Annotated in this window: 20 protein-coding genes; 5 read left to right on the forward strand and 15 right to left on the reverse strand. The window is 43.0% G+C overall.

Annotation, left to right across the window (positions count from 1 at the left end):
* Window positions 1-42 precede the first annotated feature (42 nt).
* Window positions 43-1,698, reverse strand: a complete 1,656-nt coding sequence (locus tag MHH56_RS18025; RefSeq protein ID WP_339202937.1) for a helix-turn-helix domain-containing protein — start codon at window positions 1,696-1,698, stop codon at window positions 43-45.
* A 323-nt stretch (window positions 1,699-2,021) separates the two neighbouring features.
* On the opposite strand from MHH56_RS18025, the gene MHH56_RS18030 reads away from it, so the two are divergent.
* On the forward strand, window positions 2,022-2,369 hold the full coding sequence (locus MHH56_RS18030) for a helix-turn-helix domain-containing protein (RefSeq protein ID WP_339202939.1): 348 nt from the start codon (window positions 2,022-2,024) through the stop codon (window positions 2,367-2,369).
* 76 nt (window positions 2,370-2,445) lie between these two features.
* Here MHH56_RS18030 and MHH56_RS18035 read toward each other — a convergent pair whose 3' ends face one another.
* Window positions 2,446-3,012: an NADPH-dependent FMN reductase gene (locus tag MHH56_RS18035; protein WP_339202940.1), complete on the reverse strand. Its 567-nt coding sequence runs from the start codon at window positions 3,010-3,012 to the stop codon at window positions 2,446-2,448.
* Window positions 3,013-3,027: 15 nt separating this feature from the next.
* Entirely contained in the window at window positions 3,028-4,086 is a 1,059-nt protein-coding gene (locus tag MHH56_RS18040) for an LLM class flavin-dependent oxidoreductase (protein ID WP_339202942.1), read from the reverse strand.
* A gap of 244 nt (window positions 4,087-4,330) precedes the next feature.
* Between MHH56_RS18040 and MHH56_RS18045 the strand changes: the two genes are divergently transcribed.
* Together MHH56_RS18045 and MHH56_RS18050 are read left to right on the forward strand one after the other, a co-directional pair.
* The gene (locus MHH56_RS18045; protein WP_339202943.1) at window positions 4,331-5,746 is read left to right on the forward strand and encodes a PepSY domain-containing protein; all 1,416 of its coding nucleotides are present in this window, start codon (window positions 4,331-4,333) and stop codon (window positions 5,744-5,746) included.
* 19 nt (window positions 5,747-5,765) lie between these two features.
* Window positions 5,766-6,257, forward strand: coding sequence for a FixH family protein (locus MHH56_RS18050; RefSeq protein WP_339202944.1), 492 nt, complete (start codon window positions 5,766-5,768; stop codon window positions 6,255-6,257).
* A gap of 66 nt (window positions 6,258-6,323) precedes the next feature.
* Here MHH56_RS18050 and MHH56_RS18055 read toward each other — a convergent pair whose 3' ends face one another.
* The 6 genes from MHH56_RS18055 to MHH56_RS18080 all read right to left on the reverse strand — a co-directional run bounded on the left by MHH56_RS18055 (window position 6,324) and on the right by MHH56_RS18080 (window position 11,428).
* Window positions 6,324-7,061, reverse strand: coding sequence for an ABC transporter ATP-binding protein (locus MHH56_RS18055; RefSeq protein ID WP_339202946.1), 738 nt, complete (start codon window positions 7,059-7,061; stop codon window positions 6,324-6,326).
* Window positions 7,054-7,875: an ABC transporter permease gene (locus MHH56_RS18060; RefSeq protein ID WP_339202948.1), complete on the reverse strand. Its 822-nt coding sequence runs from the start codon at window positions 7,873-7,875 to the stop codon at window positions 7,054-7,056. The genes MHH56_RS18055 and MHH56_RS18060 overlap by 8 nt, the downstream gene beginning before the upstream one ends.
* Window positions 7,872-8,441: a nitrous oxide reductase accessory protein NosL gene (locus tag MHH56_RS18065; RefSeq protein ID WP_339202950.1), complete on the reverse strand. Its 570-nt coding sequence runs from the start codon at window positions 8,439-8,441 to the stop codon at window positions 7,872-7,874. The genes MHH56_RS18060 and MHH56_RS18065 overlap by 4 nt, the downstream gene beginning before the upstream one ends.
* On the reverse strand, window positions 8,438-9,754 hold the full coding sequence (locus MHH56_RS18070) for a NosD domain-containing protein (RefSeq protein ID WP_339202951.1): 1,317 nt from the start codon (window positions 9,752-9,754) through the stop codon (window positions 8,438-8,440). The genes MHH56_RS18065 and MHH56_RS18070 overlap by 4 nt, the downstream gene beginning before the upstream one ends.
* Before the next feature lie 20 nt (window positions 9,755-9,774).
* Window positions 9,775-10,152, reverse strand: a complete 378-nt coding sequence (locus tag MHH56_RS18075; RefSeq protein WP_339202953.1) for a hypothetical protein — start codon at window positions 10,150-10,152, stop codon at window positions 9,775-9,777.
* A gap of 181 nt (window positions 10,153-10,333) precedes the next feature.
* The gene (locus MHH56_RS18080) at window positions 10,334-11,428 is read right to left on the reverse strand and encodes an alpha/beta hydrolase (protein WP_339202955.1); all 1,095 of its coding nucleotides are present in this window, start codon (window positions 11,426-11,428) and stop codon (window positions 10,334-10,336) included.
* A 284-nt stretch (window positions 11,429-11,712) separates the two neighbouring features.
* Here MHH56_RS18080 and MHH56_RS18085 point away from each other — a divergent pair, with 284 nt between their 5' ends.
* Window positions 11,713-12,486, forward strand: coding sequence for an IclR family transcriptional regulator (locus MHH56_RS18085; RefSeq protein ID WP_339202956.1), 774 nt, complete (start codon window positions 11,713-11,715; stop codon window positions 12,484-12,486).
* A gap of 18 nt (window positions 12,487-12,504) precedes the next feature.
* Here MHH56_RS18085 and MHH56_RS18090 read toward each other — a convergent pair whose 3' ends face one another.
* From MHH56_RS18090 to MHH56_RS18115, 6 genes are all read right to left on the reverse strand, one after another.
* Window positions 12,505-13,680 (reverse strand): Ger(x)C family spore germination protein, encoded by a 1,176-nt coding sequence (locus MHH56_RS18090; protein ID WP_339209650.1) that lies wholly within the window; start codon window positions 13,678-13,680, stop codon window positions 12,505-12,507.
* Window positions 13,681-13,685: 5 nt separating this feature from the next.
* Window positions 13,686-15,164, reverse strand: coding sequence for a spore germination protein (locus tag MHH56_RS18095; protein WP_339202957.1), 1,479 nt, complete (start codon window positions 15,162-15,164; stop codon window positions 13,686-13,688).
* On the reverse strand, window positions 15,161-16,243 hold the full coding sequence (locus MHH56_RS18100) for an endospore germination permease (RefSeq protein WP_339202958.1): 1,083 nt from the start codon (window positions 16,241-16,243) through the stop codon (window positions 15,161-15,163). Before MHH56_RS18100 ends, MHH56_RS18095 begins: the two co-directional genes overlap by 4 nt.
* A 214-nt stretch (window positions 16,244-16,457) precedes the next feature.
* Window positions 16,458-17,498, reverse strand: a complete 1,041-nt coding sequence (locus tag MHH56_RS18105) for an NADH:flavin oxidoreductase (protein ID WP_339202959.1) — start codon at window positions 17,496-17,498, stop codon at window positions 16,458-16,460.
* Window positions 17,499-17,694: 196 nt separating this feature from the next.
* Window positions 17,695-18,270, reverse strand: coding sequence for a TetR/AcrR family transcriptional regulator (locus MHH56_RS18110; RefSeq protein ID WP_339202960.1), 576 nt, complete (start codon window positions 18,268-18,270; stop codon window positions 17,695-17,697).
* A 68-nt stretch (window positions 18,271-18,338) separates the two neighbouring features.
* Window positions 18,339-19,793, reverse strand: a complete 1,455-nt coding sequence (locus MHH56_RS18115; protein WP_339202961.1) for an MFS transporter — start codon at window positions 19,791-19,793, stop codon at window positions 18,339-18,341.
* Window positions 19,794-19,951: 158 nt separating this feature from the next.
* Here MHH56_RS18115 and MHH56_RS18120 point away from each other — a divergent pair, with 158 nt between their 5' ends.
* Window positions 19,952-20,383, forward strand: coding sequence for a MarR family transcriptional regulator (locus tag MHH56_RS18120; RefSeq protein ID WP_339209652.1), 432 nt, complete (start codon window positions 19,952-19,954; stop codon window positions 20,381-20,383).
* Window positions 20,384-20,501: the final 118 nt, after the last annotated feature.

The following is a 20,501-nucleotide window of genomic DNA, read 5'->3' on the forward strand; positions in this document are numbered from 1 at the left end:
GCTCTGATCCATGCCTTTTTGTTGGGAAATTAACTTGGACTATTAGTTGCTTGTGAATAAAGATACCGCACGTTGAAGCTGCAAACGAATAGATACAGGATTGTATGGAATCCATTCATCATGGCTGAGCAGATGTACGTTACCTTGCTGTACGGCAGGAAGCTGACTCCAATAATTAGATTTGAATATTACATCTGAATGAGCAGTTGATCCTTTCGCATCAGGAAAAACGATAACTAATATTCGATCACCAGCATATTGTGCAAGCTCCGATATCTTAATCGGAATGGAATGAAATTTATCGCCAAGCTTGTCCATATCCTCCTTGATCCGTGCAGGAGGCTGTAATCCGAGCGATTGATAAACCACACATCCGACATTGCGCGCTCCATAAACGAGCAAATGTTCAGGCTTGATGACAAGAATCGTTATAATTTCTTGCGCGGCTCTGCTTTGCTGAACCAAGGAACGCGCGAGCTGTTCCTCTCTCTGATACTCTGTTAGCCACTGCTCCGCTTTATCTCTTCTCTGTATAACTTGAGCGATAAGACGAAGATGCTCTTTCCAGCCAAATTCCATCCATGATATTTCCACAATAGGCGCAACTGCCCGTAATTGTTCTGCATTCAGCCCATACTCGTCCAAATGCTGTTTTGCCGCAATAATCAGCTCAATATTGTTTTCGAGCAATAACGATATTACTTGTTCTGCCGAACAGTCAGCGTTTATAAACATCATGGTTTGAGGCGATTGAAGTCCGGACGTATTCAAATATTCACTGCTGTCCGAGATGATTACCGCCGGCTCCAAACCAAGTAAAAGCAGATGGCTCGCATAGGGTGTCAGCAATACAGCCACTCTCTTGAAAGTGCCTCGGTTGTACGCCGAAGGTGCTGCCCCCGTTTCCTGTTTAAAACGCCGGCTGAGATAAAATTCATCCTTGTACCCAACCTTCAGGGCAATTTCCCTGAGCGTGCCCGAACCGCAAATCAATAGCTCCTTGGCACGATGCACACGAAGGCGCGATAAGTAATCGCTTGGCGAAAACCCGGTTAACTGCTTAAAGAGAATGGAGTAGTGGGACCGACTTACACCTGCAATTTCTGCTAATTGCTCACGCGTTATTTTTTCACTAAAGTGGCTCTCTAAGTAAGTAATGCTGCGTTCCATAGATGGTTTTTCGCTTGAGGCAAACTTAGCCTCTTGCCCCTCTAGCAATTGGAGAACAATTTGATGAAACACAATTTGATTTTGTACATGGCGGATTTCATTTCCTGGCAATCGGTGAATATATAGCTCCTCCACAGATGCTGTAATCGCAGGTTCATTAGGAAAAAAATGAACACTAGAATTTGATGCTGCCTCACTCTTTCTCATCATTGTGCCTGATGACTGAGAATTCGCCTGCTTTCGGGTATTTATAGCAAGCTTGTACATATGAAGAGGATGCATCATATTTGCACTCAGTACTGCCTCTGTGTTCGCTGGAACGAGGATAACGCTGCCTTCCATCAGCTCGTAGAGCTGATCCTTGATCCGAAGGCTGCCTTTGCCGCTAACAATTGCAATCAGCACCGTTAAGCTCTCGTTTATTTCATACATTGGGCGATTCGTTGTACTATAAATCGAATCAATACTCTCAGCCGTATATAATGGAAAGTGGGATTCTGCCCACTCCGAGTCAACATTTTTTTTCACAAATAAAGCCTCCAATAGTAAAAGTGAACACTTGCAGCGTATTCAGACCATATAAATGAGATGATAATGAAAGTCCTGATTATATTGTACAACCATAAGGATAATATCATCTACACTGGGGTTTGGAAACTAGAGGCACTTAATTATAAACGCAAAATAACCTCCATTCGTATGGAGGATTTTGGCTGCAAAAGCGCGCACTTCAACGATCGCTTTCTAATCACACTTTATGATGCTAATATGAATAATGAAATCACTCATAGTAAGTACAAGCTTACATGTACTATAGTATACAAAAATACTGTAAGGTGGAACGAAACGAAATGGACAAGCAGCCCGAGTTATGTAATGTAGATGATGCCCTTAGTATCTTAGTAGGCAAATGGAAGCCCCTCATTTTGTTGCATCTTATGCATTCAGGCACAAACAGATTCAGTGAGTTGAAACGAAATCTACCAGGAATAACGCAGAAAATGTTAACCCAACAGCTGCGTGAGCTCGAAGAAGAGGACATCATCTCTCGAAAAGTATATGCTCAAGTACCGCCAAAAGTAGAATATTCCATAACAGAATACGGCAAGAGCATAGAACCTGTTCTCGATATTATGCACGAATGGGGCACCAAGCACACCTTGTATAAAATGCAAAAAAAGAATCAAAATAGCCTTTAAGTAAAAAAGATGAACTCTTCTGTTCATCTTTTTACTCTATGGCACAACGGGACTGCAACGTCTTCAAGCAGCTGTCTTAGAAATCGTACTTTTCTTCTTTCTGTTCACGAATCTTGGTAAATGTTTCGGTCAATACAACGGTATCCTCTACCAAACGTTCAATTCGAAAGATAACATCGTCATTCGCAATTTCTTTCCGCTGAAAGTCCTTCTCTTCAATAAACACATAGGTTTGCACGATCTGAGCTTTCATATAAGCTAAAATTGGCTTCAATTGTTGTTCTGCAATTAAATAGTGCTTGGATGACCCCGCTGTTACAAGCATACTCACAATTTTATCGCGAAAAGCATTAACGGGCAGCAAATCAAAAATATTTTTTAAAGTAGCTGGAATGGAAGCTTGAAAGACGGGTGTCCCAATAATAATGGCATCTGCATCCATAATGGTTTTCGTAACGTAGCCCGTATCTCCTTCATATTCCAAGTAATTTCGACCATCGCTGAATTGAATCGTATAATCGGCCAAATCAATTAACTTCACTTCCGCATCAGGGTATTGCTTTTTGACCGATTCCAAAGTGTAATTCATTGCTGTTCTTGTTTTTGAGCCCACGATTGATCCCGACAAACCAACGATTTTCATAATAAATCCCTCCTATTATTTCGCTGCTGTATATTTTTTTATAGCGGGTAAAATAACAGTACCAATCGTTTCAATCATCTCCATGATTTTTTCAAATGATACGCCGCCAAATTCGATTTGAGCGAGAAAACGCTGGTGACCAAACAGCTCATATTGATATAGAATTTTTTCAATAATTTCTTGAGGACTTCCGACCATCAAAGCATTGCGGGTATCGGCACCTTGAGCAAAATGCTGCTTCGGAAAACCGCGTCCGTTAGAAAATTCCATACCTTTGTTAACATGAGGGTACGCTTCCTTCATCGCTTGCTGTGAGGTTTCCGCTACATAAAACAAGCTAGTGGTTGCAACTGGCAGCGCTGCTGGGTCAAAACCACTTTGTTCAGCAGCTCTTCGGTAGGCGTCAACAGATAATTTGAAGCTTGATGACGGTCCTGCTAATGTCGCCAGCATCATTGGGACCCCTGCCATTCCAGCTTTTATCGCACTAGCTGGTGATCCCCCTACTGCACGCCATATCGGCAAAGAGCCGTTTAACGGGCGTGGCAATATTTTTGCATCGTTAAGAGGAGCACGAAATTGTCCATTCCATGTAACCGTCTCCTGATTATTGATTACATTTAACAGCTCGAATTTCTCTTCATACAGCTCTTCATAATCACGAAGATCATACCCAAGCAATTGAAACAATCCGATTCGTGATGCTCTGCCAGCCACGATTTCTGCTCGTCCACTCGATATCAAATCGATCGTCGCAAAGTCTTCATAGACACGAACGGGATCAGAAGTGCTTATAATCGATGCTGAGCTTGATATTTTAATTTTATCTGTCGCCTGAGCAATAGCGCTAAGAATAACTGCATGGGCTTGGGATACAAAGTATTCCTGGTGACTTTCACCAACGCTGAACACATCAAGACCTGCTTGTTCAGATAATTTGGCCGCTTCAATGATTTCTTTAATGCGCTGCTGTGCAGAGATCCGCTCACCCGTATGCGGGTTGGGCATATGATCCCCTAGAGAGTAAAGCCCAAACTCTATTCCTTTGCTTTGATCAATACGATATTTTTCCACTATATATCAACCTCTTTCTTATCTAATTTAAGTTAATTACTTTTTGTTATGACCCTATTATTACTCTTTTAAATAGGTAATGGAAGTACGTACTTTCGAGGAACAGGGTATCTAAAAGTATACTATTGTGATGTTTACACCTTTTTTAGATTTGAAATGATAGCTCTATCGAGTCATCCGATGTTACCCTTCATGACGTTATAATAAATGAGATTTTATTATTACAGGAACGGGGTAACGTTTTATGAGCAATATGCCAGTAGAAAAATTAAACGCATCTGAACCCGTGATGAAAAAACGCGCATCAACAGGATTACGCCAAGCCATTTATCAGTCGGTATGGAGATGGCATTTTTACGCAGGCATTATTTTTGCACCCTTCTTGATCGTTTTAGCATTCAGCGGTTCCGTCTATTTATTCAAACCGCAAATCGAGGGATATTTGTACAAAGATATGCTTACTGTTCGTGAAGTTGGAACAACCAAGATGCCGCCTGAGGGAATGATTGAAAAAACAACAAAAGCTTATCCAGGCACTATAGTATCGTCTATTACGCTCGACGATGATCCTAAATCAAGCTACAAAATGGCGGTAAGCCGGAATGGAACCTCCACAACGATGTACGTGGATCCTTACACTGGCAATGTACTTGGCATGATGAACAGCGACAAAACATTTTCCGCTTTTTTCAAAAAAATGCACAGCGAGCTCGTTATAGGCGGTACCTTTGCCAACCGGCTGGTAGAACTTGCAGCATGCTGGGCGATCATCATGTTATTGACCGGTTTATTCCTTTGGTGGCCTCGCAATAAAGCTGCCATATGGGGAACTATTCTTCCAAGGCTCAGTAAACCCGGAAGCCGTATTTTCTGGAGAGATTTGCATGCGCTTCCTGCCTTCTGGATATCCCTCGTTTTGTTAGCCATTATAGCTGGAGGACTGCCATGGTCTGGGATTATGGGTGGACAAATCGATAAGCTGGCTAATTCAACGAACACGAATACGCCTCCCTTCGCTTCCATCTTTGGCGCAAAACCCGAATCCGTTACGGTCGCCAAAGATATTGCCGAGGATTTGCCTTGGGCAGCAGAAAGTTTACCCGTTCCTGCTTCTGTACTAGGAGGTTATGTACCTTTAAGCATGAATGAAATGGAAGCTATTGCTGATCAGCGTCATGTTCTGAAACCCTACACGATTACAATCCCTATAGGAGAAAGTGGTGTATTTACTGTATCCACATCGCATCCCACACCGGGTAAGGATGCAACGCTTCACATCGATCAATATAGCGGAGCAGTACTGACAGATGTACGCTTTGCAGATTATGGTATTATGGCCAAAGCGATTTCATATGGCATCGCTTTTCATGAAGGCACCCTATTTGGCTTAGCCAATCAGCTGCTTGGATTAATTGCCTGCATGGGACTTATTCTGGTAGCCATAAGCTCTTATGTAATGTGGCGCAAGCGTAAGCCTGAAGGCAAACTTGGCGCTCCAGCCAAACCAAAGAGCAGAAAAATAACGATTGGCGTACTGATCATCATGTTGGCATGCGGCGCTTTAATGCCCTTAGTTGGCTTATCGATTCTCGTTGTTCTTGTCCTCGATCTATTCATCCTCCGCAGAATAAAGTCGCTACGGCACTGGTTCTCGGTCTAAGCTTAAGGAGAATGTACTTATGAATGTAACCATCCGCCGTTTGTATAAGTCGGTATTGCCGCTTCTTCTTGTCGTATTATTATGTAGCTGCACTGCCAAAGCTGCTGATGTTGACGAGAGCGGTCTACCGCCTCATCTAACCGTTAATCTTCTTTTGCCTGAGAACATCGAAATTGAAAAACCAAACCATTTCTCCGTAGAAGTCCTTATGAGCGGTAAGCCGATGATAAACGCAGATCAAGCACAATTCATCATCTGGCAGGAAGACAACCAGTCTTCCGCCGTGACCATACAAGCAGAACAATTGTCGCCTGGCGTATATAGTGTCACGCATCAAATTGCCAAGGAAGGCCTTTATGTTGTCCAATCTCGCATTCATTTTGCAAACGATCAGGTTATGCCGGCCAAACGCTTTGCGATTGGCAAGGATGCGATTGAAAAGCTAGCAATGCTGGAGAGCGCACAACATTCTGGTGAACCTGCACCTGTGGAGAGCGGACATCATCATTAAAGAATAGATGCAACAAATCCCCCGCCTAAACAGGTCGGGGGATTTGTTTTGTGTATGAGGGAATAATTAAAATCCGTTAAGGCTGCCCGTTAATCCAAACCACTCTGCGAATGCATCCTGAAGTCCTCTCGCGCCTAATTGCTCCCGAATCTGTACAGAAGAACCTTCAAGCTCAATATGACCGCCTCTTAACAGAGCAATTCGGTTAGCAAGCGCCTCTGCCACGTGAAGTTGATGGGTTGAAAAAATAACAGTTTGGCCATTCGCTGCGATTTCTTTCACCATACGTACGAAGGTTTCAATCCAGTATGGATCGAGACCATTAGTAGGCTCATCCATCAATACAATGGGCGGCTTGGCCAATAAAGCCTGTGCAAACAATACACGTTGTCGCATTCCTTTCGAGAAGGAGGATACTGATTTTTTCCCAGTATCCGCAAGGCCTACTTCCTCCAGCACTTTCAGTACTCTTAGTTTTGGTACCCCTCGCAGCGATGCCCAAAATGCAAGTGTTTCATAAGCTGTTAATCCAGTACCAAACCGAAAATCATCCGGCATGTAACCTATAAGCTCAGCATAACGCTTGCGATCCTCTTTCCAGCGCAAGCCTTGAACAGCAATAATACCGCTGTCAGGCTGTGATATACCTGCGATCATTCTTAAAATCGTACTTTTGCCTGCGCCATTTCCTCCGCACAAAGCCAAAATTTGACCTCGTTCCACGTTCAAATCAAGCGCATTAATGACGACTTGCTTCTTTATTGATTTCTTGACGCCTTCAAGCTTCACTAAAGGATCAGGCACGTGATCGCCTCCTCTCCCAAATGAACTGTGCAGCTGTGATCACGCATCCTATCCATAGAACAGCTGTAAAAGCGAAACCTATACTCCCCGCAGGCTGCTTGATCCATTTGATCCATCCATAATATTCCGGACCTAATATGGCTCCCCCGCCAAGCTTCACCACTGTAAAAAGCCTGGAAAGCTCTGCCGGATTAACAAATGTGAGTAAAGTAACTGCTGGCTTGATAACGGGATATGGCATGAAGCCAAGGACAGAAATAAGCAATGGCGGCCAGCCGATAATGGCAAAAAACCAAATGGCTACACCAATCGTTAAAGCTTGCCAGCGATTTTTCGCGAGTGTACCTATGAGCAGAGCAATGGCAAGAAAAAACAAAGCAATGCTGGCGGAAAAGGATAGCAGCTGCACATATGTCTGCAATCCAAAGCCTGATCCAGCGGCCAAACCAAGAAGACCCGCAGCGCCAAAACCTACAAAAACGATAACTAGCAGCACAACTGCAAGCCCTAAGTATTTTCCGAGCATAAATGACCAGGTGCTGATAGGATATGTCGATAATAGCTCCCAGCTCCCGTCCTCCTTCTCTGCGGTCAAAGAAAACGAGCCGAGCAGCAGGGACATCAATGGCAATAAATATAAGACTAGATTAAGCGTTGTTCCGGTAATGCCAGAATAGCCCTGAACATAACCTTGTGCGTTAATTAAGAGCAGGCAGAGCATAAATAATGCAAAAAGACCCATAAACGAATAGGCCCACGGATTGCGAAACCCTAACTTCAATTCCCTTATTGCAAAATAAATCGTCTGAATCACGACTGGTTACCTTCTGTTTCATGGCCCATGTTCATCTCATCTTTGCTTCCATCGGAATGCATGCTTTCATTGTGCTTCTCCATGTCTTCCATATCCATCATTTCTCGGTTAACTTCCCATTTATGATGAGCAAGCTCATCCGAGCTAAGGAGCTGTCCCTTACCTTGCTCGTCGATGTAAGCTTGAGCGGACGCTTTATCCTCAAAGGCAATAACGCCATAAGCCATTGGAGTAATATACGCAGCATCGTAAGCATAATAAGCTTTCTCATATTTAACCCAATCTCCGCTATTATGATCTCTAACAAACCCTGCACCTAATGTTTCGGTTCCGTTCTCAACTTTCCACTTATTCATGCATCCAATATCATCAAATTTTAAAGACTGACCGTCCTTCGTTATGATTTGGGTTGCGTAAGGATCATCCTTTACGGCCATATTGCAGATGACGCATTTATCCGTTTCTTCGTTAATTGCTTGAGGCTTGTATTCCTTGGCTCCACAAGCGCTTGCCAGCATCAAAATAACAAGTAAAAAAAGTGCTGCACCTAATCGTCCCGTTTTCATCTTTTTCTTACCCCCATATACATGATAAAAAACGCCAAAATCAAAAGTCCACTGCCAACTAATGCAGAATGCAGCAGCGTTTGTGTCGGTAATATAGCATTCAGTTTCCCATTTGGCTGCATCAACGGGGAAAAGTCTGTTGACCAGAGCTGTCTATCCGACTGATAGAGATCTTCGAGAAAGATCATACCTGGCGACTGAAAAAACAATTGAAAACCTGGCTTCGCCTTAACAAGACTTTGAAAAAAAGGATTTAATGCATAGGCTATTTCGCTTCTGCCATCGCCATCCGTATCAATGCCTTGGAAGGAATCCCAGTAGTTACCGTCTAGCGCATTGCCAATACTATTTTTTGCTTCTGCGCTTGCCACATTACCTACAAACTGATTTTTAGTGATCACATTATCTTTAGCATCCAGCAGCTGTATCCCAATAAAATTACCGATTACAGCATTGTCTTCTATTTTGTTTTGCGTGGATTGTTCAACATAAAGCCCGACGCGATTTCCCTCGACATGATTGCCTATGATTGATGTATCATGTGCGTCAAACAATAAAATGCCTTGGGAATTAACACTTTCACTTTGTTTATTGAATCGGTTTCCAGAAACCTCGACATCACGAACAGCCATAATCATTGCTCCAGTAATGTTCAGATTGCCGTAATTTTTGCGAATGACCGTCCCTTTGGTATACATGCAATGCACACCATAACGCAGCAGCTCAAAATGATTATTTTCAATTAAATTATCATCGCTGTTCTCCATATAAATACCATCGTGCATAGAAGAAATCGTATTTCCATCGAAGTTATTCCCATTCGACTCATACAGGTCTATTCCATTTCCTTTGTCAGAAAGTTTCAATGGACGATTCTGAGCTACGCCAACCCAATCAATTCTTGTGTTTCGAACTTCACCGTTATTTGCTTTCCTCATCTTGATACCAAAGGAGCCAGTGTGTATTTGCAAACCATCCAGTAAAACGCCATTCGCTTGCACTAAAATAGTAGGGTCTCTCTTAATCTTCTCATCCAAAATGTTAATTCCAGTGATAGAAACGTTGTTAGCCTTTATTTGTATGGCTGATTTTTCAGATGTATTTTTAATCGTAACCTCTGCGCCAGACTCTGCTGCCAGTTGCAACGGTTTATCAATCATTATGGGGCCTTCATATGTTCCTGAAGAAAGCAGCAGAATATCGCCTGCCTGGGCCTCATTAATCAACATCTGCAACGATTTCGCCGTTGCTTCAGCCTTTACACTGCTTGCCCCAATCAAAATAGGCAGCATTGCCACAATTAAACCAAACATTAATTTCTGTACAGCTGCTCTCATTGCACCTCTACCTGCTTCTTTTTCGTCACATGGATATCGTCGGTATACAGATGCATGTAGACCTCGTATGTACCCGGCTCTGGAAATGTGTACGTGCCGCTAAATACATTTTGTCCTTCCTTTTTTGCCTCAATAAACACAGGCTCCTCTTTCACACGGACTTCAAATGTCATCCCTGAGGAATCGGTAAGCTCAGCTCCCGTGAAATCTGCCATAAGTTCTATCGGCGAGCCTGATACTGGCTTGTCAGGATCTGTCCTCAAGTTCACCTCGATGGCTGCAGGGTCGTTTGTCACTGGAGCCGAAGCAGAGCAAGCTGCTAAGCAAACTAGAATGAAACACAATAACCCCGCTGCTATAATTATTTTTCGCAATGGTTCACCTACTCTCCTAAAAGTACTTCTCTTATTTTAACAACGTATACTTTTAACCAAATGACTCGAAAGAGTCATCTATAGTGCATAATCATCTGTTCACAAAACAAAAAAAGCTGCTTCAAAAGTAAGTAGTTCTACTTTTGAAACAGCCTCTACACAAGGTTATGGGCATCATTTGTTAAGCAAGCAATTCTTTTAATCCTTTTGCGATTTCGTTCATACAATCTTCCGCTTGCGGATATAGCCCTATTTTGTCCATAAAAGCATGGTCAACACCGTTGTACCTGATCATCTTCGTCTTGACACCTGATCTAATTAATTTTCTGGCATAAGCCTCGCCTTCCAATCTCAGATAATCATATTCCGCTTCAATAATAAGGGTTGCTGGCAAACCGCTCAAATCGTCTGCTAACAACGGTGATACATAAGGATCGGTTACTTTAGTATTTCCATCCAAATAAATGTTCTCAAGCCCCGTAGAACTGCCTAATGCTCGTATGATTCCCTGAATAAGTTCGTGGTTGTGGTTAACGGTATACTCTTCCATATTCCATTCAAAATCATCGGTAGCAACGCCGCTCATGCTAACCGTAGGGTAGAGCAACGCCTGATATTTAATCATACCGGTTCCTAAATCCCTATCCATCAGAGAGCACACAGCTGACAAATTCCCGCCTGCACTGTCGCCTGCCACTCCGATTTGTTCCGGGTTGACATTGATTTCAGCTGCATGCTCATATACCCATTTGACCGCATCAAAACAATCGGTAAGTCCGGCAGGATAAGGATTCTCCGGCGCTAAGCGGTAGTCAACGTTCACCACAACGGCCCCTGCTTTTTCTGCCAAACACTTGCACGGGTTTTCAACACTATCTACAGAACCCCCGATAAAACCTCCACCATGGAAAAACACAATTGCTGGCATAGGCCCGCTCTTTTGCGGCGAATAGATACGGATAGGAATCGGACCATCTTTGCCATCAATCGTTTTATGATCTGTTTCAATTTCGGTAACGGTAACATCTACGTTTGGCCATCCCATCATAGCTCTGAGTTGACCGATGTTATCCGCAGCGAGTGAACCAAATTCCATCTTGGGTCCGGAAGCCATCGCCTTCAGCATATCCAAAGTAACATTCATCACCCTTGGGTCCAGATCCCCTTCTACATCGGAATCAGGAATTTTTTTAATGACAATATCAAGCCCTTTATGCTTATTGACCTCAACTCGTTGTTCCATCAAAGAAACTAATTTTTTGTACTCTTCATCCATAACCATGATTTGTTCAGCTCCCTTTTCTTGTTTACTTTTATCAGGCCGTTCATTCAAACGTTCGTTCCACACGCAAATTTGTAAGCGTTATCAAATCATGATTGAGTCTGATTGCAAAATCAAAAATGTTCCACTTGTCAACTACTCCTCCTTCTAAAAAACTTGATTGGATAAGAGCTCTTATGTATGTATAATAATAGGCAAAGTCGACGCAAACAATGTAATTGTTCCTGTATACGGAATTATTAAATTAAAATATACATCGGAGAATGGGGTTTCAACTCGTGCCGAATACAAATCCGCAGACGCTCTCTTCTGTTAAAAACGCACTACGTTTATTAAAATTGTTTACTGTGCAAACGCCTGATAAAAGACTAACGGAACTGGCCAAAGAATTAGGTCTAGGTAAAAGCACAACCAGCCGCCTGCTGTCTACCTTGCTGAGCGAAGGTTTTGTTTTTCAAGATCCAGTTTCTCATAAATACAGACTTGGCCAACGCATCGTATCGTTATATCATGTTATGGTTATGTCCTTTGAGGACTTAGCTGAAGCAGCAAGCCCCTTCATTGAGCGTCTCGCGCAAGAAACCTCCGAAGCACTCCGAATAGCTGTATTGGAGGAAAATGAAGTAGCTTATATTTATCAAAGAGAGGGTTCAAGTAAAGAAGACATTGGTTCTTTTGTGGGAGGGAGAAATCCGTTACATTGCACGAGTTCCGGAAAAATGCTTTTAGCCTTTCAAAATGAGCTTGATATGAACAAAATGTTGAACCAACCTCTTAGCAAGTTTACTTCAAAAACAATTACTGACCCCTCCCTGTTGAAAGAGGAACTGAAACGTATTCGGAAACAGGATTATTGCGTCGTAATTGGGGAATTCAACGAAAACTTAGTTTCCATTTCATCTCCAATTCGAGACTCGAACGGTCAGGTTATTTCCGCTCTTACTTTAATTAGCTCCATACATCGTATGGATGAAAATCGAATCATTTCCTATACGAATAAAGTCTTAAAAACGGCTAAAGAAATTTCACGGCAGTTTGGTTACTTGAAATAATCACAGCATCGCTTTGTATTATTTCGAAGGGTCTTTATGGTTTGTAACAGAATACTTTTCAGAACTCGAATGCACAATATTCAAGTCAATTTTGACTTCATTAATTGGATTTTCTTTTAACAGCAGTTCCCCTGCCGGAGAGCTGGCTTTCCACTGGCGGTAATGGTGTCGATATAAATCATGCTCAAGATTTAAGACATCTGTCTTCGTCTCTTTTCCTGTTCGGAATAAATCAACAATTTCTTGATCGATTGTTTTTTTCGTCTCGTCAGTTAATTTCTTCAGCCCAAGAAAGCTGTTCTTGGTCTGGCTTACGATATAAGCTTTCGCTTTAATCTCAATATTATATTTAGGTTTTCCTTCCGCACTTACAAGCTTCAACTTGGTTTTAGGATTTTCAACAACAATTTGAACGGTTTCCTGCGTATTTTTAGGTACAGATACACCTGCACGAATTGTACCCTGCTGCATCCAGCGCAGTCCGGACAATTTTTTTAATGGGATGTAGCTTTGATAAGCTTCGTTTTTGAGAAATATAGCCCCATCAATCATCAGTTTGGGCTCGTTTTGGTTTTTTTCCTTCCATTGCTTGTTGTTTACAGCTAGTACTGGAATACAAGAAGTATAGCCAGGTTCATATATCTCTCCGATTAATCGGTGGAGCTTAATCGGTTTTATAGTAGAGCTTTGAGCATAAATTCCTTCCGGTTCATGGAGAATGGTGCTCAGCGGAGACTGTCCTAGAAAACCACCTGTGCTGAGAATATCCTTTACCGATTCTCTTGTCCCGAATACCCAAGGTGTTAAACGAAATTCATAATATCGAACAATACTATCGTAGATTTCCCCAAATCCTCTTATGAAAGCCGCTTCGCTCACGATAACAGAAGTCAAATGCCCCCAATAAATTCGTTCTTGTGCGGTTTGATATAGGGCAAAGAAGGACTCTTCAAAAGAGCTTCCTACCCCCTCGCCCACCCAAATTTTCGCTGTTTGCATCTTTCCTTCAGTCGATTTAGAGATCGATTGAAAATCAACAAACTGGATATAACCGTGATATTTTCCATCCTTGTAATCCACGCCAATTGCCGATGCATAATTCAATTTCTCAATATCCTTAACATCTGAAGCACAACCTGAGATACATAGCGTGAGGACTATCAGAACAAAAGTCAATCGAAAATTACGCATCATTTCTCTCACCTTTTCCTTTTGTTTAACATCGCCGAAGAGAAACGTGACCTTCTGAATGGATCAGCAAGCAACGCAGATAACCAGTCTTTCATTCGCAAGGAGGATACCGGTTCTAGATAGGAAAGCCCAAACGAATCGAGCCTGCATAAATAGATCAGAATCAGAAACATGCACAGAAAGAAACCGTAAATGCCAAGCATAGAGGAAATCAGCAAAATAAAAAGTCTGAGCAAGCTGACTGTTCCTGACAACGACTGATTGACCAAACTAAATGTAGCTACCACCGAAATAGCAATAACAACAAGCAATGTCGGTGAAGCAAGTCCAGCCTTTATTAACGAGTCTCCAATAATTAAACCGCCGACGATTCCGATGGTTTGTCCAACAGCTTTAGGCAGCCGAACGCCAGCTTCTCTAAGCAATTCAAATTGAAATAACAGCAGCAATGCTTCAAGGAAAGAAGGCATAGGAACACCTTCACGAGATATGACTACTGTTGATAATAAGGAAAAAGGGATTTGATCCAGATTTACGGTCGCAATGGCAATCCAGAAGCCAGGTAAAAAAATACTGAGGACGAGCCCCATTATGCGAAGGGTTCGTTGGAGCATGACATAAAAATATGGGAAATGGACATCCTCAGGTGATTTTAATAACTCAAAAAAGTTGCTCGGTCCGATCAGTACCATGGGTGATCCGTCTACTACAATGATAAATCTCCCCCGCAGAAGGGTTTCAATAACAAAATCAGGGCGACCAATATAATCAATTAATGGAAACAGCGAGAAGGTTCGATCCGATAACCATTGCTCCAACTGCCCACTGCTTACCACACTTTCCAAATCAATGTTACTCAATCGTTTACGTGCTTCGGCTATCATTTCCGGGTTCGCTTTATGACTAAGATAAAGCAGAGATACTTCGGTTTTGCTAATGTTCCCAATGACGAACTGCTCACTGAACAATAAACCCGTTTGCATCCGTTTCCGAATGAGTGAGATATTCGTAAACAAATCTTCCGTGAAGGCGTCTTTTGGCCCCTTAATTGAAATTTCTGTATTCGATTCCTGCAACGACCGCTGTGGAATCTTAGAAATGTGAACAACCCAAAAGTCCACTGCTCCTTCACAATATATAATCAAGCTGCCGCAAAATAAATGAGACACCATATCTTCAGCTGTCGTTTTTATTGCGAATAAGGGTAATTCGTCCACTTGAGCCTGTACTTCATCCGTACCGCATAACATGGCGTTAATATACTGGCACATGCGGGTGAAATAGATGTTCAACTCCGTTTTATCAACCATTCCTTCACAATAAAATGCCGTCAGCTTATCCTGCATCTCCAGTTGCGGCAATGGGGGAAATTGCACATCTGAGTAATTGGAGAATACATCTATCAATTGGCTCTTCCTTAGGCTTCCACTTTGCAGGCTAGTTTCTAGATCAACAAAAAGCTTTGATTCTTCAAGCAGCTGATTCATTGGGCTTCCTCTCTTCGATGTGGCATATAGGTGATCATAAAGAGTATCGCCGTTATGGCTACTCCAAACCACAGTGAATAGCTATAGAAGTAGCGCTGAATGAACGCCTGCATGCTAATATCACTAATCATTAATAGCGAAGGTATAGAAATGACAACTGTTATGCAAATCATAATCGTTTTTGAATATTTCTCAGAACCACGTCCAATAAGTTGAGCTAAAAAATAGATGATAAGGGCCGTTCTCACGATACTTCCGGCCATTAATTGAAAAGCTGCAAAAAAGTCTACATGCGAAATATGTCTTCCGATCATCACCAGCCTCCACTGTTCAAAAGCGGGAAACCGAAAATTTTCAGCCTGGATCGGCCCAAAGGAAGCTAAAGATCCTATAGTAGGTCCCATGATCAATCCCACTAATAAGGTAAGCAGCACAAAAACGGTGCTATAATTCAAAGGTTTCTTCAATTTATGCTGTAATAGAAGCAGCACCATGAGGTCTATGCTCCCTCCAAAAACGACCACTATTCCTCTCAGATCTGGACCTATTCCTTCTGTCAAAATGGGTTGCAGCATGCCGTAATCTTTGCTGTTCTTTGTCATAATAGCTACGCCGATTCCCAATATCCAAACGACAGGCAATAATACGGTAGACATATATACGATGGTTTTGAGTCCCCCTCTAGCAGCGCAGTAAGCCAAGAAAATAAAGCTGAGGATAACGATAGCACTCGGTGTTCTCGGGAGGAAATAAATATTGACGTTTTTTGTTGTATCAAAAACAATCATCATGCCGGCTACCAGTAAATATAGAGCGAATCCACCGCCAATGACATTAAAACCGATTTTTCCGATTCGGCCTTCAATCCAGCTTTGAAACGATAAAGTACTCATCGATTTTAAAATCCAATATAAGATCAGGCTCCAAACAATCAATCCAGCATAAGCAAGCAGAATACTAATCCAGGCATCGCGTCCCGCTGCTTTTAACAGATGCGGAATGATTAGTACATGATTCGATATTCCGAGCGATAACAACAATAAAAAAATGATTTGAAGTCTAGAAAAGGATACTTCCACTGTTATTCACCTCCATTTTCCGGACAATATTTCATTTGGTATAATTACCCTCGAAGCGCCCAATTATGCATGGAGATGGAGCTTTATCCCATTTCACATCAATTGACTAATAATATGAATGCACGATTTAAATGAAATGTAAAAAAGCATGCTGCATTACGCAGCATGCTTACTCACCTATTATTTCCACCTGAAAGTCGATTAATATCCTGACTTAATTTAGTGTTTTTAATGCCTCTGAAGTAAATGGAATCAGCTCGTCTGTCCGGCCGTCCCTGATTTTGGCTGCCCAAGCCGGATCAACCAATAGCGCTCGGCCGATGGCTACCATGTCGAACTCTTCACGCTCGAGCCTTTGAATCAATCCTTCAAGCCCGACGTTAGCGGCACCCTTTCCTTCTTGGAAAAGGCTAATGAAGTCGCCATCAAGACCAACAGATCCAACGGTAATCGTTGGTTTGCCTGTAAGCTTTTTGACCCATCCGGCAAAATTAAGATCAGAGCCTTCGAATTCAGGCTCCCAGAAACGGCGAGTGGAACAATGGAATATATCTACGCCTGCCTCAACGAGCGGGGCGAGGAACTGTTCCAGCAGTTCCGGGGTTTCTGCTATTTTTGCTGTGTATTCATTCGATTTCCATTGGGATAATCGCAGAACGATGGGGAATTCTGCTCCGACTGCCAGGCGGCAAGCTTTGACAACCTCTACCGCAAAGGTAGTGCGTGCCAGCATGTCCCCGCCATAACGATCCGTGCGCGGGTTAGTCTTCTCCCAAAGGAATTGATCAATTAAATATCCATGCGCGCCGTGCAGCTCAATGCCATCGAATCCTATCCGCTTGGCTTCCAGCGCTGAATGTGCGAACGATTGGACGATATCTGCAATTTCTGCTTCCGTATAATCGCCAACATGTCCGCGTGCTCCCATATGCCAAATTTGCGGAATAATCTTACCGCCTGCTTCATGTACTTCAGACACCACATTTGCCCAGCCATTTAAGGCTGCTTCGCCGTAAAAATGGGGAATGTTCTGCTGATTGGAAGCATCCGGGTGATTGATTATGGTTCCTTCAGTCACAATCAGACCTACACCGTTCTCTGCTCTGTGACGATAGTAGGAAGCTACATTTGCACCTGGCACGCCGTTAGGTGAAAATTGACGGGTCATCGGTGCCATGACGATTCGATTAGCTAATTCCAAATTTCCTAACTTGAAAGGTTTAAACAGCGGTTCTACGGTTTGAGTATAGTTCATAATAGCCTCCAAAATTAATTTTATAATGTTTCGTAATATAACAGGCAGTCGCCTGCAGCAATCTGCGCGATTTTAATGTGAATGTTCATCCAAAGGGAATTACCTGCCCACCACCTCCTTAAGGTTGTAGTGTTTGTTTATCATCTGAATTCATTTCATATTCTTGACTCATCGGTCAACATCTTAGCAAAAAAAATCAAGGCAAAATCATTGCAAAAGATGTACGCAAGACCGCCTCGATTTGTTCACGAGCTGCGCCTGATTTCTCTAAAATTCTAGCGCCTGAAATAGCGTTGTTCAAATAAGCTGCAAGCTCTTTGCTGGAAAAACGGGAGGTGATCAATTGCTGCTGCTGACCGCTGCTCATGATTTTCTCTAGAACCTGTTCGGCTTCGAGGAACATGAGCTCGATTTCACGAGTGACCTGCTCGTCCTCTTTTCCGAACTCCAGAGACGAATTGACCATTAAGCATCCTCGGCACATGGCTTCATCGTTTAGAAGAGATCTGCGTAATGAGTCGAGCTTCTCTAGTGGAGAAATGTTCTGCTCCTCCAGCTCTTTCAGTAACGAAATGCTCTGTTCACGATAATGTGCTAAAGCCTTCAGGAACAAGGCTCTCTTGTCATGAAATACACAGTATAAGCTTTGCTTCTTGACTCCCGTCATACGGGTTAGATCCTCATAAGAGGTGGACTTAAACCCTTTGGACCAGAACACTTCCATGGACTGGTGCAAAACACGATCGACATCAAATTCTCTTGGTCTGCTCATGAGATAACCTTACCACGTTCTTGACTGTACAGTCAAGAACGTGGAAGGATGCTTAAAGTCATGCGTTTTTAGGCTGTTGCTCTTTTTGCTTTTTTCATAATGACGAGTCTCCAGCAAGTCAGCATTGCACATACTAAGCAGATGGCCGATGATGTCATGAATACGACATGCATGCCGGATAGGAAAATAGCGGGTTGGCCTGGAATTAAGTCGGTTACCCGGTATCCGGCTTTGCTGCTCATTTCGTGAAACAAGATGGTAGTGGCAAGCGTAATACCGACAACCATACCCACGTTGCGGACCAGTGAGTTGACACTGCCGGCAGAGCCGAGCTGTGTGCGTGGAACCTTGGACATAATAAGAGAATTGTTTGGCGGCTGAAATAAACCGCTGCCGATGCCGAGCATAGCGATCCAAACGCCCACGAGCACAACAGAGCTGCCGTCATGCAGGCGGGCTAGCCCAAACTGTGCGATGACCATAACGATTAGCCCAGCGAAGGTGAGTGCCTCAGAGCCGATCTTATCCGATAATGCCCCACTTATCGGAGAGATGACGACCATGCAGATCGGGAATAACATAAGCAGGAACCCTGCATAGAAGGGGGAGAGCTCCAGCATATTCTGCGCATAGAAAGGTGCAATAATGTTAAAGCAGAAGTTAGCTACAAACACAAGGAATCCGCAAAGAATACTGAGTGAAAACAAAGAATTTTTAAATAGCGAAAGCTGCAACAGCGGATGAGAACTGCGAAGCTCCACTCCTATAAAAGCGATAAAAGCAGCGCCTGCTACGATCAGTGATAAAATAATCAGGCTGTCTCCATACCCTAATTGCTGACCAAGCAGCAGTCCAGCAAACAGAGCGATAATGAACACGGCGAACAAAAGACTACCGGGAATATCGATTTTAGATTTTACCTTGATAAAGTCCGAAGGCAATACCTTCCATCCGAGGATAATGGCAATCAGTCCGATCGGAACGTTCACCCAGAAAATATATTCCCAGCCTAAGGTCGAGACAATAATGCCGCCCAAGCTAGGTCCCGCAATACTGCCTAACGAAACGAAGGTACCGATCAACCCAATCGCTTTGCCCCTCTCAGTGGACGGGAAAATATCGGTGACAATGCCCTGGCTGTTGGCCATGGTCATCGAAGCCCCAATCGCCTGTATAACCCGTGAAGCGATGAGGAATGGTAGGGATGAGCTTAGTCCGCAAAGCAGTGATCCAAAAATGAAAACGACCATACCAATTTTGAAGATTTTTATTTTGCCAGCAATATCCCCCAGCTTTCCAAAGAAAAGTATGGCCGTGCAAATCGACATTAAATAGATGGTCGTCACCCACTCTACCTTCGCTAGAGGCAGATGCAGCTGCTTGACCAGCACAGGCAAAGCAATATTGACAATGCTGCCATCAAGCGTCGCCATAAAAGTGAATAAATTTAATACGATCAGGATCATCCAGCGTTTTTTCTGGATCGCCTCATCCTCTTGATAGGTTGCACCGATTGTACTCATACCTAGCACCTCATGCCTCTTTATTGATATATAGTTGCGAACGCAACCAAATAATACACCCAGTGTACTACAATGTAGTTGCGCGTGCAACCAATTTCATGTAGTGTTTGAGGAAAGGCTAATCGACGATTTGAAATTTATTTAAAGAGGTGCGCATGATGAAATCGAACCAGGAACCGATCGGCAAGCTGATTTCTCAGCTTCATCGCCAAAATCAAAAAAAGCTCGCTGGTGAGCTTTTGCCCTATGGTATCGGCAGTGGCGGGCAGCCAAGCTTCCTTAAGCTGATTCTGAAACAACCTGGCATAACACAGGATCAAATGACCAATGAGTTGAAATTTGATAAGGCAACAACGGCTCGTTCAGTAAAGCAACTGGAGGAGTCCGGATATATCGAGCGGAGAGTTGATCCTAAGGACCGCCGCTCTTCACTGCTCTACCCGACATCGAAGGCACTTGAGTTTGCTCCGGTGCTCCAAGCGATTCTTGCGGAAATAAATAACACGCTTGCCGAAGGATTATCAGCAGAAGAGATAGAACTATTGGTTACTTTGCTCCAAAAGATCAATAAGAATTCTGCGCACTTATAAGCGATTTTGTCAAATATAGAGCGAGAAAATCAGAGATAAGATCTGGAATACAAATGGAATGCGAAAAAAAGAGCGGGTTATCTTTTCGATAACCTGCTCTTTTCCTTGATCTTTGACC

The organism is Paenibacillus sp. FSL K6-3182 (genome assembly GCF_037976325.1).
Lineage (GTDB): Bacteria > Bacillota > Bacilli > Paenibacillales > Paenibacillaceae > Pristimantibacillus.

Coding starts and splice junctions, on each gene's coding strand:
- MHH56_RS18070 (WP_339202951.1), bottom strand. CDS start 9,754: ATGTTTGGTTTAATTGTGGCAATGCTGCCTATTTTGATTGGGGCAAGC.
- MHH56_RS18045 (WP_339202943.1), top strand. CDS start 4,331: ATGAGCAATATGCCAGTAGAAAAATTAAACGCATCTGAACCCGTGATG.
- MHH56_RS18080 (WP_339202955.1), bottom strand. CDS start 11,428: ATGGATGAAGAGTACAAAAAATTAGTTTCTTTGATGGAACAACGAGTT.
- MHH56_RS18115 (WP_339202961.1), bottom strand. CDS start 19,793: ATGAGTACAATCGGTGCAACCTATCAAGAGGATGAGGCGATCCAGAAA.
- MHH56_RS18110 (WP_339202960.1), bottom strand. CDS start 18,270: ATGAGCAGACCAAGAGAATTTGATGTCGATCGTGTTTTGCACCAGTCC.
- MHH56_RS18105 (WP_339202959.1), bottom strand. CDS start 17,498: ATGAACTATACTCAAACCGTAGAACCGCTGTTTAAACCTTTCAAGTTA.
- MHH56_RS18120 (WP_339209652.1), top strand. CDS start 19,952: ATGAAATCGAACCAGGAACCGATCGGCAAGCTGATTTCTCAGCTTCAT.
- MHH56_RS18035 (WP_339202940.1), bottom strand. CDS start 3,012: ATGAAAATCGTTGGTTTGTCGGGATCAATCGTGGGCTCAAAAACAAGA.
- MHH56_RS18095 (WP_339202957.1), bottom strand. CDS start 15,164: ATGAATCAGCTGCTTGAAGAATCAAAGCTTTTTGTTGATCTAGAAACT.
- MHH56_RS18050 (WP_339202944.1), top strand. CDS start 5,766: ATGAATGTAACCATCCGCCGTTTGTATAAGTCGGTATTGCCGCTTCTT.
- MHH56_RS18030 (WP_339202939.1), top strand. CDS start 2,022: ATGGACAAGCAGCCCGAGTTATGTAATGTAGATGATGCCCTTAGTATC.
- MHH56_RS18065 (WP_339202950.1), bottom strand. CDS start 8,441: ATGAAAACGGGACGATTAGGTGCAGCACTTTTTTTACTTGTTATTTTG.
- MHH56_RS18090 (WP_339209650.1), bottom strand. CDS start 13,680: ATGATGCGTAATTTTCGATTGACTTTTGTTCTGATAGTCCTCACGCTA.